Here is a 14794-nt window from a genome sequence, read left to right as displayed (position 1 = left end):
AATTAAGGGCATTTGGTGGATGCCTTGGCATGCACAGGCGAAGAAGGACGTGATACGCTGCGAAAAGCCGTGGGGAGCTGCGAATAAGCTTTGATCCATGGATCTCCGAATGGGGCAACCCACCTTAAATGCTTGGAAAATCCAGTCTGTTTTAACGAACGGCCTGGGTTTCCAAGCATTGTGATAAGGTATCTTACTTTCGAATACATAGGGGTAAGAAGCGAACGCAGGGAACTGAAACATCTAAGTACCTGCAGGAAAGGACATCAACCGAGACTCCGCAAGTAGTGGCGAGCGAACGCGGACCAGGCCAGTGGCAATGATGAATAAAGCGGAACGATCTGGAAAGGTCGGCCATAGAGGGTGATAGCCCCTTACGCGTAGAACAGTCATTGTCCTTGAGTAGGGCGGGACACGTGAAATCCTGTCTGAACATGGGGAGACCACTCTCCAAGCCTAAGTACTCGTGCATGACCGATAGCGAACAAGTACCGTGAGGGAAAGGTGAAAAGCACCCCGACGAGGGGAGTGAAATAGAACCTGAAACCGGATGCCTACAAACAGTCGGAGCCCGCAAGGGTGACGGCGTACCTTTTGTATAATGGGTCAACGACTTAGTGTAACTAGCAAGCTTAAGCCGGTAGGTGTAGGCGCAGCGAAAGCGAGTCTGAATAGGGCGATTGAGTTAGTTGCATTAGACCCGAAACCGAGTGATCTAGCCATGAGCAGGCTGAAGGTTGGGTAACACCAACTGGAGGGCCGAACCCGTATCTGTTGCAATAGATTGGGATGACTTGTGGCTAGGGGTGAAAGGCCAATCAAACTCGGAAATAGCTGGTTCTCCGCGAAATCTATTTAGGTAGAGCGTCGACCGAATACCCTCGGGGGTAGAGCACTGGATGGGCTATGGGGACTCACCGTCTTACTGATCCTAACCAAACTCCGAATACCGAGGAGTACTAGTCGGCAGACACACGGCGGGTGCTAACGTCCGTCGTGAAAAGGGCAACAACCCTGACCTCCAGCTAAGGTCCCCAAGTCATGGCTAAGTGGGAAAGGATGTGAGGATCCCAAAACAACCAGGATGTTGGCTTAGAAGCAGCCATCATTTAAAGAAAGCGTAACAGCTCACTGGTCTAAATAAGGGTCTTTGCGCCGAAAATGTAACGGGGCTAAAGCCATGCACCGAAGCTGAGGATATGCCGTAAGGCATGTGGTAGCGGAGCGTTCCGTAAGTCTGTGAAGGCGGACCCGTGAGGGCTGCTGGAGATATCGGAAGTGCGAATGTTGACATGAGTAACGATAAAGGGAGTGAGAGACTCCCTCGCCGAAAGACCAAGGGTTCCTGCTTAAAGTTAATCTGAGCAGGGTTAGCCGGCCCCTAAGACGAGGCGGACACGCGTAGTCGATGGGAACCACGTTAATATTCGTGGGCCTGGTGGTAGTGACGGATCTCGTGTGTTGTACATTCTTATTGGATTGAATGTGCGGCGAAGAGGTTCCAGGAAATAGCTCCACCGTATAGACCGTACCCGAAACCGACACAGGTGGTCAGGTAGAGTATACCAAGGCGCTTGAGAGAACTATGTTGAAGGAACTCGGCAAATTGCACGCGTAACTTCGGAAGAAGCGTGACCCCATTTTAGGCAACTATGATGGGGTGGCACAGACCAGGGGGTAGCGACTGTTTATCAAAAACACAGGGCTCTGCGAAGTAGCAATACGACGTATAGGGTCTGACGCCTGCCCGGTGCTGGAAGGTTAAAGGGAGGGGTGCAAGCTCTGAACTGAAGCCCCAGTAAACGGCGGCCGTAACTATAACGGTCCTAAGGTAGCGAAATTCCTTGTCGGGTAAGTTCCGACCTGCACGAATGGCGTAACGACTTCCCCGCTGTCTCCAACATAGACTCAGTGAAATTGAATTCCCCGTGAAGATGCGGGGTTCCTGCGGTCAGACGGAAAGACCCCGTGCACCTTTACTATAGCTTTACACTGGCATTCGCCAAGGCATGTGTAGGATAGGTGGTAGGCTTTGAAGCAGGGACGCCAGTTCTTGTGGAGCCATCCTTGAAATACCACCCTTATCTTCGTGGATGTCTAACCGCGGTCCGTTATCCGGATCCGGGACAGTGTATGGTGGGTAGTTTGACTGGGGCGGTCGCCTCCGAAAGAGTAACGGAGGCGCGCGATGGTGGGCTCAGACCGGTCGGAAATCGGTCGTCGAGTGCAATGGCATAAGCCCGCCTGACTGCGAGACTGACAAGTCGAGCAGAGACGAAAGTCGGTCATAGTGATCCGGTGGTCCCGTGTGGAAGGGCCATCGCTCAACGGATAAAAGGTACGCCGGGGATAACAGGCTGATGACCCCCAAGAGTCCATATCGACGGGGTTGTTTGGCACCTCGATGTCGACTCATCGCATCCTGGGGCTGGAGCAGGTCCCAAGGGTATGGCTGTTCGCCATTTAAAGCGGTACGTGAGTTGGGTTCAGAACGTCGTGAGACAGTTCGGTCCCTATCTGCCGTGGGTGTAGGAATATTGACAGGATCTGTCCCTAGTACGAGAGGACCGGGATGGACGTATCTCTGGTGGATCTGTTGTCCTGCCAAGGGCATAGCAGAGTAGCTATATACGGAATGGATAACCGCTGAAGGCATCTAAGCGGGAAACCAACCTGAAAACGAGTGTTCCCTATCAGAGCCGTGGAAGACGACCACGTTGATAGGACGGGTGTGGAAGCATGGCAACATGTGAAGCTTACCGTTACTAATAGCTCGATCGACTTCTTCGTTCCCATTGTTCATGCTCATCGAACGCAGTTCGATGATCTGTTCTGTCCTGACGCCCGAAGGGCTCCGGACGGAGCCGCGCCACAGGGCGCGACGACCTCTGGTCTGTATGGCTGCCATGCTCAACCTCGAGCAAAGGTGGAATACGGATCGGTCACGGAAAGACGTGTTAAATTAAATAGGGCCTTGAGCTCTCCAGCTTCTCGAAACAGCAGTTTCCATGTGAAAACATGGAGCATGTTGCGTTTTGCCGACCTGGTGGTTATCGCGGGGCGGCTGCACCCGTTCCCATTCCGAACACGGCCGTGAAACGCCCCAGCGCCAATGGTACTCCGTCTCAAGACGCGGGAGAGTAGGTCGCTGCCAGGTCTGCAAAACGCAACATCTAATCTTCTCATTCACATTCTTCGGCCCAGCCGATAAAAAAAGGGCCGCTCAAGCGGCCTTTCGTCGTTTAAGACCAGAATAAAAAAAAGACGCCTCGTGCGTCCCTTAAAGGAGACAAATCGCCTTCGGCAATTTGCTCCGGCACCAAGCATAACCGCCATGCGGTTACGCTCTCGCGACAAGTTCTGCGAACTTGCGCTGGTAACGCGGGGTGGAGCAGCCCGGTAGCTCGTCAGGCTCATAACCTGAAGGCCGCAGGTTCAAATCCTGCCCCCGCAACCAAATCCCCTCAAAGACGACAATACAATAAAATACCCTCCCGCCGCGGAGGGCTTTTGCGTTCCAAGCACTCAAATACCCATGCGTCAACTGAAACGCGCCGCCATGACATGTGGTCGAGGCATATACAACGTGGCAGTATGCCAACGCCGCTTCTCGATAGGCCGGATGCGTCAAGGCCAAATGCTGCCCTATATATGCGCAATTGGTCGCGTGCCCCCGTAGATGCTCTTAAAAGAGGAAACAGCTAGGATATGAGTATTGCTCAGTGGTAGCTTAGGGATAGTGAATAATTATATCCAATAAAAACTCGTCACGACTAATACGGCTTTATAAAGTAATTTAATTTGTGTAATTATGGATTGTCTATAAATCTGAATAGATTGCCTCTGCCATTGATAAGTATTCCTTATCGAACGTGACAATGATTGTATATTGAGGGCATTGGGGAGTTGTTTGAGCATAAATAACTCTGTTTTCACAAATCCGATTGTATGGGTATTCACGTGAAGCCCGGCGGGGATATTGCCAAAAGAGGTATTCAGATTTCTCAACCGCGTGCCCTTTGGAATGCCAGGTTATCCTACCCACCCAATTCAAGGCAGATCTAGATGTTCAACTCAATTGTTACCGTCGAACAAGCGGCAGATCTGCTGCGCCCTCACCGCACGAAAGCTATCCGACTTGAGCGCGTCTGGCCCCCGCATCAAAAGACAAGTCTCCTGTCGCAGATTGGGGGAAGCCCCAATTTCCCACCGGACTGGAGCTGGCCGAAGATCGACTTTCCAGACTCGACGTCAGCCTCGCTCGACTTCTTGGCCCAGATAAACCTCGAAGAACTTCCAGACATGGAAGACCGGGACCTCTTACCCAGGGAAGGCATGCTTTACTTCTTTGCGCTGTCCCTATCGCACGAGCCTCTGCAGACATTTGGCAGCGATGCGTGGCGCGTTCTCTACTATCCTCACGCTCCCGATGGTCTTCCGGTCAGGGATGCGCCTGATGATGCCGGATGGGCAAAGGATTACATGTATTATAGCCGCATGCCCGGTTGGGAATATCGTGAGCCAGGAGCAAGCCCGGCATCGCTCTTCCCGAAATGCCCGATCCGTTTTGCGATCGCTGAGCTCTGGGCAGAACCGGAATTTACAGGTCCTGACGATCCAGCGTTGGGGCCGTTCGCCGCGACTTTGCTCAGCCAACAGATGGTCTGGGAACCTGAACCTCTCGGACTTACTGATCGACTTATGAACCTCGCCAGGCGGTTTGGGAGGCCGGGGAATTTAAAGGTGCCTGCCGCTTCTACGCGCAGGAATAGCGTCGATTTGCGTGAGATGAAAATGAAAATGCTCGTTCGGGACTGTCTAACGCTGGTCATGCGTGATGAGGATCGTGGAGGTTACGATCAGGATAAAGTCTTGGAGGACATCAGCCTCCCTTATCGTGCCGATGACGCCATCCTGCTTTTGAATGCGGTCCGCAACGATTGGCTCGAGAACGTCATGCCCATCAAGACCGTGTTGAATAGCGAAGGTAAATATTCTGACGATCTGTTGCTGCGCTATGAGGCCTGGAGAGCTCAAGCAGTTGATCTCACGCAGACACTTGTCGCAATCGGCAGGCAAACGAAATTGTCCGACGAGCAACGCGAGAGGGTCAACGATGTGCTGAAGCAACATGGGCAACTCCGAAAGGAGGCGACCTCTTGCGGTCTCATCCCATATAACCATTTGGCTCTGCGAGCATCTCTTCAGCCGCTGATGACCGCCTTCCCTGATATCGCCAATGAGGAAACGGAGCTCCTTGCGAGCTACGATCCCGCGCGCGATCCGCTCCTGAATGGCCCGGCCGCTCATCTGATGCTAAGCAAAGTCGGCGGCATCCAGTCCGATTTGGACCCTGATGAGGTCTTGCTCCTTCAGCTGGCAAGCGACTGCGATGGACCGCGCTGGAAATGGTGGGACCTCGGCGTTCTGAGATTCTCAATTAAGAAGGATGCACTTGCGGCAATGCGCTTCGATCTGGCGCAAGCGGAAATAGAGGGTCACTGAATGGCAACGTAAACTTAACGGGATGTGGAATCCGCTGTGCGATGAGGGGGCATGACAGATCGAGATCCTCTCTACCGTCGGTATCGCTATCCCGCTGAGGTCATTGCTCACGCTGTGTGGCTGTATTTCCGTTTCCCTCTCAGTCTGCGAATGGTGGAGGACCTGCTGGCAGCGCGTGGGATCATCGTCTCACATCAAACGATCCGGCTTTGGGCGGAGAAATTCGGGCGAACCTTCGCCAACGAGATCCGTCGACGCTCGTCCGGTCGGCTTGGTGACAAATGGCATCTCGATGAGGCCGTCGTTTCGATCCGGGGCAAGAAGCACTGGCTGTGGCGCGCCGTTGATCAGGACGGTTTTGTCCTGGAGGTGCTCGTGCAAAATCGCCGCAACGCCAAGGCGGCCAAGCGCCTGATGCGTAAGCTGTTGAAGAGCCAGGGCCGAGCACCGAGAGTGATGATCACCGACAAGCTTCGCTCTTACGACGCAGCAAAGCGTGACATCATGCCGGCTGTCGAGCACCGCTCGCATAAGGGCCTGAACAATCGGGCGGAGAACTCTCATCAGCCGATCCGACGGCGTGAGCGGATCATGAAACGCTTCAAGTCACAGCGACATCTACAACGTTTCGTATCGATCCACGACCCGATTGCCAACCTGTTCCACATCCCACAACACGACATCCCCTCCAGCCATCATCGCGAACTGCGTTTGGAGGCGTGGAACCTGTGGGCGAAAATTGCAAGAGCATGACCGACGAACTCCACCGGCGCCATGAATTGCCCTATTTGCCTTTAAGTTTACGATGCCCATTCCCGGTTAGCTATTCGATTTACTGCCGAGAGGCAGACACAGTGGCGTGCCATCGGCGGGATGCGGAATGACCATCGCCTCGACGCCGAAAATGGCGTTGATGAGGTGTGGGGTCAGCAGGGCGGAAGGGCTGCCTGTGGCGAGTATGCCGCCATCTGCAAGGGCAACCAGGTGGTCGGCATATTGCGCAGCGTGGTTGAGGTCATGCACAACCATGACGATCGTTCGGCCTTCGTCTGTGTTCAGCTTTCTCAGGAGGTCGAGAATTTCCAGCTGATGGGCGATGTCGAGATAGGTCGTCGGCTCATCGAGCAGGAGGAGCGGAGTCTCCTGCGCCAGCGCCATGGCAATCCAGGCGCGCTGCCTTTGACCACCCGACAGCCGATCGAGCTCGCGCTCGGTAAGCTCAAGAAGGCCGGTGGAGGCCAGTGCCTGTTCGACAATCTCTTCGTCGTGCCGGCTTGGGCGCGACAGGATGCCTTTATGCGGATGGCGACCGAAACGGCAGAGTTGTCTGACGGTCAGCCCATCCGGAGATACCGGGCTCTGCGGCAACAGGGCAAGCGATTGTGCAACCGTTCTTGCGGCCATCGTTCTGATTGGTTTGCCATCAAGATAGACCGTGCCGGAGGAGGGGTGAATGACACGCGCCAGCGTGCGCAGCAGTGTCGACTTGCCGCTGCCGTTTGCGCCGATCAGGGCCGTGATTTTCCCGTCCGGTATGGCGAGATCGACATCGTTCAATACAGGGGCGGCGGCATAGCCGACGGTGATTTTTTCGCAGTGAAGGCGTGTCGGGTGGGCATCAGCCATGGCGACCTGTCTCCTTGATCAATAGAAAGACAAGATAGGGACCGCCGATCACAGCGGCGACGATGCCGGCGGGAATTTCATTCGGCAGGGCGATCACCCGGCCGATCAGATCTGCCGAAGAAAGGGCAAGGGCGCCGACAAGGGCGCTTGCCGGCACAAGATGGCGTGCGCGGCTGCCGACGAGAATGCGTGCGGCATGCGGTGCGATGAGCCCCAGAAACCCCATGCTTCCAACAGCCGCGACGCCACCGGCGCACAGGAGAACGGATATGAGGATCAGGCCGCCACGCAGGGCAGGTGGTGAAATTCCGATGCTGATCAGCGTATCGTCACCGAAGCCGCCGGCATCCAGCCGCAGCGCAGAATAGATAACGGCCGGCAGGCAGGCGAGGAGCCAGAGCGAAAGGAAGAGCCCATCGCGTGCCGTGCTGCCATAGACGCTCCCAGCAAGCCAGACCATGGACTGGTCGGCGCGGGAAGGGTGGAGCACCATGATGTATTGCATCAGCGCCTGGGCAAGCATTCCGAGAGCGACGCCCGTCAGCGCGAGCGAGGCAACGCCACCAAAGCGCCGACCGATGAAAAGGAGCGCGGCCGCGCCGAACAGGGCGCCGGCGATCACGCCGAGCGGTACCGACCAGCTCACCCAGGCCGGTGGTGTCGCGAGCCCGGCGAGAAAAGCCCCTAGCCCCGCCCATTTGGTGATGCCGACGACATCCGGGGAGGCGAGTGGATTGCGCAGCGCACCCTGCAGGAAAACGCCGGCAAGGCCGAAGGAGAGACCTGCCAGAAGGGAGACGGCGATCCGCGGCAGACGATATTGCATCACGATGAAGGCGTTTTTACCGCCGCCGAGCGCATCGAGAACCTCGTGAAAACCGAGCGTGACGGCGCCCGCCATGATGCCCAGAAGAGCGATGGCCGCAAGCAGCAGAAAAAGTATGCCGCAGATGCCGATGGCACGCGCGTCTGCCTGTCGCTCCAGCGCGCGGCTCATGCACCCCTCCGGCGGTTGAGCAGCAGAAGAAAGGCTGGAGCGCCGATCAGGGCCGTCACGATGCCAACGGGCAGTTCAGACGGAAAGGCGGCGATGCGGCCGAGAAGATCGGCGGTGTTGAGCAGGAGCGGGCCGCAGAGCAGGGAGAGGGCAAGGACGGTTGCCTGGTCGCTGCCCACGAGACGCCGGACGATATGCGGCACCAGAAGGCCGATGAAACCTATGGGGCCGCTGACGGCGACGGCCGAGCCAGCCAGGACGACGATGAGAACCGCAGCCAGTCCGCCGACGCGCCGCGCATTCTGCCCGAGTGACACGCCGGTGCTTTCATCGAGCGACAGAACGCCGAAATGCCGCCCGGCAACAAGCGCCAATCCGCCACCCACCAGCGAGAACGGGAGGATCGTCCAGACCTTGGACCACTGCGCGCCGTTGACCGAGCCGGCGAGCCAGTAGACGATGTCCTGCGCCGCATTGTTGGCGATCAGGATTGCCTGGACGAGCGCGGACAGCACGAGCTGGATCGAGATGCCGGCAAGGGCGAGTTTCATATCGTTCATCGCCCCGGATACCGAGAGCGCCCACATCGCAAAGCCCACGATGGCAGCGCCCACGAAGGCCGGCCAGACTGTGCCTGCTCCCCGAAGCGCCGGAAAGGCGATCAGGCAGACGACGATGGCAAGCGACGCGCCGGCATTGATGCCGAAGGTCTGCGGCGATGCCAGCGGGTTGCGTGTCAGGGTCTGGATCAGGACACCGGCTACTGCCAGATTGGCGCCGACCAGAACGGCAAGAAGGACGCGCGGCAGGCGGATGTCCCAGACAAGTGCGTTTTCTGGCGACCCGTCGGGAGCCACCAGAAGTCGCAGGGCCGTCATTGGCGGCAATTGCGATACGCCGAAGGCAATCCCGGCGATCACGCTTGCGGCCAGAAGCACGATGAGAAAGGCTGCGATGAGAAGTGGCCGCCGTGTTTTGTTGTCCGGGCCTTTGGAGGCCATCGCCGTCACGATCCCTATTCCGCCCTGTAGACCTTGGCCAGCAGCTCCCGGGCGATCATTTCGGCAGTTCGCAATCCGCGGAACCGGGCGAACTGGTTGCGATCGACCTCGAAGACCATGTTGCTTCGGATTGCCGCGATGTTGGCCCAGGCGGCATTGCCCTTCCATTGGTCAAGCGCGGTACCGCCCGGGTCGGTAGCGACAAGCAGGATGTCGGGATTGACCGCGATCAGCCGCTCAAGGCTGGCCCCGCTCTCCACCGGATCGGAGGACCGGAGGGCGGGCACGAGGCCGAGAGCCTCAAAAACCGAGCCGGTGAAGGATGACGAGGTATGAAGGCTCATCGAATCCGGCGTCGCCACCGCAAGCAGAATGCGTCGCTGTTCACCGGGCGGGATGCGCGCGACCAGTGCGGCGATGGTCTCATCGTGCGCTGCAAGCACCTGCTGGCCCCTGTCGTGTTCGCCGAGGGCGTCGGCAATGGTGGCCACGCTCTCCTTGATGGTCCTGTAGTCACCTTCCCAGCTATTCAGAACGATGGTTGGCGCAATGGCACTCAGCTGGCCATATATGGCGGCGTGCCGTACCTCATCCGCGATGATCAGGTCCGGTGCAAGGGTGCTGACGAGTTCGAGATTGGGTTCAAGCCGAGTGCCGACCGAGGCGTAATCGATGCTCTTGCCCAGCAGCAGCTCGATGCGCTGGCGCTGGTTGTCGTCAGCTATGCCTGCGGGAACGACGCCAACTGCATCGAGAGCCTGCACGAAGGAGAATTCCAGTGCCACGACGCGGCGTGGTCTGCCGACGATTTCCGTCGAGCCAAGCTGATGGGCGATGCTTCTTGGTGCCTCTTCGGCTATGCCGGTTCGTGAAAACATGGCCGACGCGATCGTCGAAAGAAGCAGGATGCCTGTTGTTCTGCGAGTAAAGGTAATCATCGATGGTTCCGGAGAGTGCGGCAGGCCGGTACTATACCGGCCCGCAAATTTTACGCGATCAGAAAGCAACCGAGGCACTGACAAAGAAAGTGCGTGGCTGGCCGACGAACTTGCCGCCGTTGTTGTCAGTTGAGCGTGTGAAATACTCGTTGTCGAAGAGGTTTTTCACGCCGAGTGCGAATTTGGGGGCGTTCTTGTTGTTTTCCGGCTGGTACGCCAAGCGCAGGTTGACGGTGCCATAGCCCGGTATGTCGCCAAGGCGTCCGGTAGAGTCTTCTTCCGTGACATAGGTTGTGCCGCTTCCGGGGGAGCGCTGCTTCGACTGCGCCGTGACATCCGCATTGATGACCCAGTCTTCATATCGGTAGCTTGCGCCGACGGTGCCGAAGTGGCGAGAATAAAAGGGAAGATCTTTCCCCTTGAAATCTCCTGCTTCGTAAACGGCTTCCGTATAGGTGTAGTTCGCATAGACAGAGAGCCCGTCCAGCGACGGGGTGAGGCTGCCGAGATCGTAACGCCCCGCCGCTTCTATGCCCTGGTGGGTGGTTGCGCCGAGATTTGTCCACACGCCTTCACCGACGATGTTGCGGCTGAGCAGCAGTTCCTTGTCGAAATCGATGTAGAAGGCCGTCAATTCCGCGCTCAAGGCATCGCCCTGATAATGCGTGCCGATTTCATATGTCTTGGCCTTTTCAGGATTAAGGCCATCCGTGGTCGAGGCAAGATGGCTATATTGCTGAGGCCCGAAGGAAACGCCGGCATTTCCAAAGACGCTCCAGGCATCATTGATCTGGTAGGCGACGGAGAGCGTGGGCAGCAGTTCGTTCGCGTCGAATTGCGGCGAGCGCGATGCGGTGACGACACCACCGGCGAGGTCATTTACGGTGTTATTGGTGCTGATCATCTCGTAGCGGACGCCGGGCGTGACGGTCCAGTTGCCGAACTGGATCTTGTCGTCGATATAGATGGCGTGTGCCTTGGTGCCGCCCTCGCTGGTCTGGTAGGTGACCATCGGACGCGTATGGGGATTGTAGCCGGGAAGGCGGTCGTAATATGCGGTGCGCGCTGCCACCTCGGAGCTTTCCTCCCATAGATAACGATAGCCGACAGTCACCTCATGCGTGGTGTCGCCGATGTCGAACAGGCGCGAGTAGCGTGGTTCGATGCCGAAATATTCATAGTCGCGCGGTGCCGAAGTCAGACGATAGCGGTTTGCGCTTGCCCCTGTTCCCTGCTGTTCGACGAAGCTGCCGCGGAACGAATTTACATAATAGCCGAGGATCTCGAAGTTGTTTTCGCCATCATTGTGCTGATAGCGCAGCGAGATATCATTACGGCGTCCATTGAACTCGTCGTATTGCCGTGTCGACTGGAATGGGTCTGCCGCATATTCACCCGTTGTCAGGCCCCCTGGCATTTGCCCTTCGCCGCTGTAGTGGTGATATTGCAGGCTCAGCGTGTCCGTATCCGAAAATTCATACTTGCCCTTGAAGATCAGGTCGTCGATATCCGTGCGGTCGTTGCTGTCACGATAGCCGGTGCCATGAATGCCCGAATAGAGAAGTGCGGCCCCAAGCCCGTCATCATTGGTCCCGCCGATAAGGAAACTCGGCGTTGCCTTGGTGCCGCCGCCGAATTCAGCGGAGGAAGACATGCGAACCGTGACGTCATCCGGGATCGGGTGTGTCACGAAATTTATGATTCCACCGACATTCTGCGGTCCATAGCGTACGGAGCCTGCCCCGCGCACCACATCCACGGTATCGACATTGCCTAGCACGAGAGGGAATAGCGACAATTGCGGCTGGCCATAGGGAGCGTAGGACAGCGGTATGCCGTCCATCAACACGGTGGAGCGTGGTGACAGGCGCGAGGTGAGGCCTCGAACACCGAGGTTGAGAGAGACATCGCTGCCGCCGGTGCCGGCACTTTCCTGCACCTGGATGCCGGGAATCTGGTTGAGGGCGTCACGAATGTCGACGGCGCCGCGCTCTTCCAGCTCCGTTTTGTCCATGATGGTGCGAGCGCCGGGGTGCTTCAGCACCTTTTCCTTGTTGGGCTGCTCCAGCCAGTTGCCGGTAATGGTGATGGCTTCTAGGACGGTTTCGCCGCCATTGGCGCTATCCTGCGCGAAAACGCTGGCGGGTGCGAAGGCGACCGAAGCGAGGAGAACGGAATTTGCTAATCTACGGTAGGAAATCATCAGGGCCCCAGACTGAAAGCAGGACAACAAAATTCCTTCCGTGCCGGTACGGCGCGGTAAAGGGATCATCGGTTTGAAATGGTGTGTGGGAGCGGTTGCTTGCGCGCTTCCGCTAGAAAGTGATTTTTCGACTAGATTTCATGAGTGCCCCTCGACGGAAAATACGGGATCGGCCGCTGTCGCCCGCGGTTATGTCGTCACCACTACATTATTGAAGTGTGGATATCAATAAAACATTACTGATATTCTCATCTTTTTGAATGGCTCTTTCGAGATCCGCTATTGCGGTATCTGTTCGCGCAGCCGCGCGAGGCGCTTTCGGCTCTTGAGCGCTCGGTCCTGATTACGTGTAGCAATGCCGTAGGCAAGAATATCGGAGGTGACGACGGCACCGAGCGTCCAGCTTGCAAGTCCTGCCGCGGATCCGACGCATGTCAGCACTGCGGAAGCTCTGTCGCGATAACACTCCGTCAGCTGGACGCCACATACCAGGATGACACGACAGCCGATGTCGCTGACCTGATTGACAATGAGCCGCAATTCGGCTGTGTCGCGGGCGACGTGGAACAGAATGACGACGTCCTCCTGCCGCAGATCAACCAACTCGTTGGCGAGCGAAAAGCCGGATGATCCGGAATGACGGGTTCTCAGCCCGACGCGGCTGAGTGCTGTCGCGCAATGCCTTGCTTCCACCTCGGATCGTCCCATACCCAGGCACCACACGGTATCGGCGGCATCGAGCAACTGGATCGCATTCGCAAGCGAATCGATCTCCAGTTTTTCTTCACAAGAGGTCATGATCTCATGGGCTGTGGAGAAGATGCGTTTTTTGATCCTGCCAAGATCGTCGCCGGTGGCGCGGAACCGCTGCGACAGCCGTTCCGTTGTTGGAACGCTTTTCGCCATGTTGCGGCTGGAGAGCCGCTTGAGTTCCGGCAGGCCGGTGAAGCCTAGCCGTCGCGCCGCACGAATGACCGTTGCGTCGCTCGTACCGCTCTTGGCGGCTATATCTTCCGCGCTTTCGAAGATCAGGACATCGATCGGCGTTGCCAGTAAATATTCGGCAACAGCCAGTTCCGAACGGCTGAGTTTCGATTTGTGCTGCTGAAAGCGGTCCCGCAACACCATATGATTGTCGTCGCTCATGCCATTCCCGTTTTGAAAATGAAGTACTCACGACAAACTAGATAGCTGACAAGCCTTTCCATCGAAACAGGAAATCCGTTCACCGATGAGAATGAGCGGCGAAGGGATGAGCGGGCGCCAGCTTGGATCGCGGCACCCGGCGATTTTCATATCAGTAATCCGAGGCGAAGTTCAGGCGGAAACGCGCAGTCTGAACCGGGCGAGGATATGGTTCTGTCGCAAAATTTTCACTTCTGTTGAGCTAAGTCACCATCAACGTGCGTAATTGATTGAGCTGAATATAGGTGACAATTGATTTCAAAGGTGCTCATTTCCCCAAAAGTGTCATCCTGTATGCTGTTTTCTTCTATGTCCGTTATTCAGTTTCTTATCGCGAGCTTCAGGAAATCATGGCCGAACGCAGCGTAGAGATTGATCATGCAACGTTGAATCGGTGGGTTGTTAAATATTCGCCGCAGATTGCTGCTCAAGCACAAAGACGTAAACGACCAACCCTTGCATCCTGGCGTGTTGATGAGACGGAACAAGTACATCCCGATCAAGCGCTCGTTTCCCGGCAGGTATTCGAGCCGAACATTTTCTGGATGCAACATCTCCGCAATAGCTACGGCTTTCTTTGATTTGACCTACTGCCTCACGTGAGGTCGCACAGACGACGTCGGTTCTTCGTTGTCAGTCAATGCGACTGGCGGCAGAACTTCGGTCCTAACTCGACAAACTGCTCAGAAAGCTCCCCGCTGGATGCCTAGTGAGGAATATTCGCGGAGGGATAAAGCGCCGCGCCAACCTTCTGAGCCGCAGCCGCCAGGCGTTTATCCCTCGTCCACAAGCTTGATCGTCGATCGAGGAGGGTTGAAGTCAACAGATGTGCATCAGTATAGCCGATTCCCATGCTGAATATTGAATAGCCATCAATGACGGTCATTACCTCTGCATGGGTCGCGACTACTGCCTCACGCTGAGCTGCAAGAAATGCTAATACCGCATCCCGATCTCGCAGACTGCCTAGGGCCAGTTCGCCGACAATGAAAGGGTGGCAAAGTAACCGATCATCTCCGATGATTTTGATCAGCTCCGAGTCGCCGTGTCGAAAATGATCAATCCAGATTGAGCTATCGACAAGGATCACTTGCCCACTTCGCTCCGGCGGCGAGGCGCTACCTCGGCCTCGGGCATAGTGCCCCCAAGGGCGATCAGCCGTTTGCCGGATTCGACTCGTACCAAAGTCTCGAGTGCTTGACGCACAAGAGCCGCCGTTTCCTTTGTGCCTGTAAGGGACTTGGCCCGTTCCATGAGATTGTCGTCAAGATTGATAGTAGATCGCATAGCTAGCTCCCAGATGTTGATACGCTCATAGCACCAATTGGTGCGATAATCT

General features: G+C 56.6%; 10 protein-coding genes, 1 tRNA gene, 2 rRNA genes and 1 pseudogene (1 of these 14 only partly in view). 6 read left to right on the top strand and 8 right to left on the bottom strand.

Going from position 1 to position 14794, the window contains the following annotated elements:
- The 5 genes from QSV77_RS23205 to QSV77_RS23185 all read left to right on the top strand — a co-directional run.
- A 23S ribosomal RNA gene (locus QSV77_RS23205) occupies positions 1 to 2790 on the top strand; it begins 9 nt to the left of the window's first position.
- 252 nt (positions 2791 to 3042) lie between these two features.
- A 5S ribosomal RNA gene (gene rrf, locus QSV77_RS23200) occupies positions 3043 to 3157 on the top strand.
- Positions 3158 to 3380: 223 nt separating this feature from the next.
- Positions 3381 to 3457, top strand: a tRNA-Met gene (locus tag QSV77_RS23195).
- 608 nt (positions 3458 to 4065) lie between these two features.
- Positions 4066 to 5505, top strand: coding sequence for a DUF1963 domain-containing protein (locus QSV77_RS23190; RefSeq protein WP_302735212.1), 1440 nt, complete (start codon positions 4066 to 4068; stop codon positions 5503 to 5505).
- Between the two features lie 51 nt (positions 5506 to 5556).
- Entirely contained in the window at positions 5557 to 6258 is a 702-nt protein-coding gene (locus tag QSV77_RS23185) for an IS6 family transposase (protein WP_302735211.1), read from the top strand.
- 66 nt (positions 6259 to 6324) lie between these two features.
- Here the strand turns inward: QSV77_RS23185 and QSV77_RS23180 are convergent, their stop codons facing one another.
- The 6 genes from QSV77_RS23180 to QSV77_RS23155 all read right to left on the bottom strand — a co-directional run bounded on the left by QSV77_RS23180 (position 6325) and on the right by QSV77_RS23155 (position 13416).
- Positions 6325 to 7131, bottom strand: coding sequence for an ABC transporter ATP-binding protein (locus QSV77_RS23180; RefSeq protein ID WP_302735210.1), 807 nt, complete (start codon positions 7129 to 7131; stop codon positions 6325 to 6327).
- Positions 7124 to 8128: an iron ABC transporter permease gene (locus QSV77_RS23175; protein WP_302735209.1), complete on the bottom strand. Its 1005-nt coding sequence runs from the start codon at positions 8126 to 8128 to the stop codon at positions 7124 to 7126. Before QSV77_RS23175 ends, QSV77_RS23180 begins: the two co-directional genes overlap by 8 nt.
- Positions 8125 to 9129 carry an iron ABC transporter permease gene (locus QSV77_RS23170; RefSeq protein ID WP_302735297.1) on the bottom strand — a complete coding sequence of 335 codons (1005 nt, stop codon included), beginning with the start codon at positions 9127 to 9129 and terminating at the stop codon, positions 8125 to 8127. Before QSV77_RS23170 ends, QSV77_RS23175 begins: the two co-directional genes overlap by 4 nt.
- Positions 9130 to 9143: 14 nt before the next feature.
- Positions 9144 to 10067 carry an ABC transporter substrate-binding protein gene (locus QSV77_RS23165; RefSeq protein ID WP_302735208.1) on the bottom strand — a complete coding sequence of 308 codons (924 nt, stop codon included), beginning with the start codon at positions 10065 to 10067 and terminating at the stop codon, positions 9144 to 9146.
- 58 nt (positions 10068 to 10125) lie between these two features.
- Entirely contained in the window at positions 10126 to 12270 is a 2145-nt protein-coding gene (locus tag QSV77_RS23160; RefSeq protein ID WP_302735207.1) for a TonB-dependent siderophore receptor, read from the bottom strand.
- Positions 12271 to 12549: 279 nt separating this feature from the next.
- Complete coding sequence (locus tag QSV77_RS23155) at positions 12550 to 13416, bottom strand: MurR/RpiR family transcriptional regulator (protein WP_302735206.1); 867 nt, start codon at positions 13414 to 13416, stop codon at positions 12550 to 12552.
- 284 nt (positions 13417 to 13700) lie between these two features.
- Between QSV77_RS23155 and QSV77_RS23150 the strand changes: the two are divergent.
- Positions 13701 to 13937, top strand: a pseudogene (locus tag QSV77_RS23150) (IS6 family transposase); the annotation flags it as partial.
- A 224-nt stretch (positions 13938 to 14161) separates the two neighbouring features.
- Here the strand turns inward: QSV77_RS23150 and QSV77_RS23145 are convergent.
- Both QSV77_RS23145 and QSV77_RS23140 read right to left on the bottom strand, forming a co-directional pair.
- Positions 14162 to 14545, bottom strand: coding sequence for a type II toxin-antitoxin system VapC family toxin (locus QSV77_RS23145; protein ID WP_302735205.1), 384 nt, complete (start codon positions 14543 to 14545; stop codon positions 14162 to 14164).
- Positions 14542 to 14742 (bottom strand): type II toxin-antitoxin system VapB family antitoxin, encoded by a 201-nt coding sequence (locus QSV77_RS23140; RefSeq protein WP_271363583.1) that lies wholly within the window; start codon positions 14740 to 14742, stop codon positions 14542 to 14544. The genes QSV77_RS23145 and QSV77_RS23140 overlap by 4 nt, the downstream gene beginning before the upstream one ends.
- Positions 14743 to 14794: the final 52 nt, after the last annotated feature.

The sequence above is a fragment of the Agrobacterium sp. V1 genome (assembly GCF_030518355.1).
In the GTDB taxonomy this organism is placed as follows: Bacteria; Pseudomonadota; Alphaproteobacteria; order Rhizobiales; family Rhizobiaceae; genus Agrobacterium; species Agrobacterium cucumeris.
The sequence above is the reverse complement of the archived record's forward strand: the minus strand, read 5'-3'. Positions and strand labels throughout refer to the sequence as shown.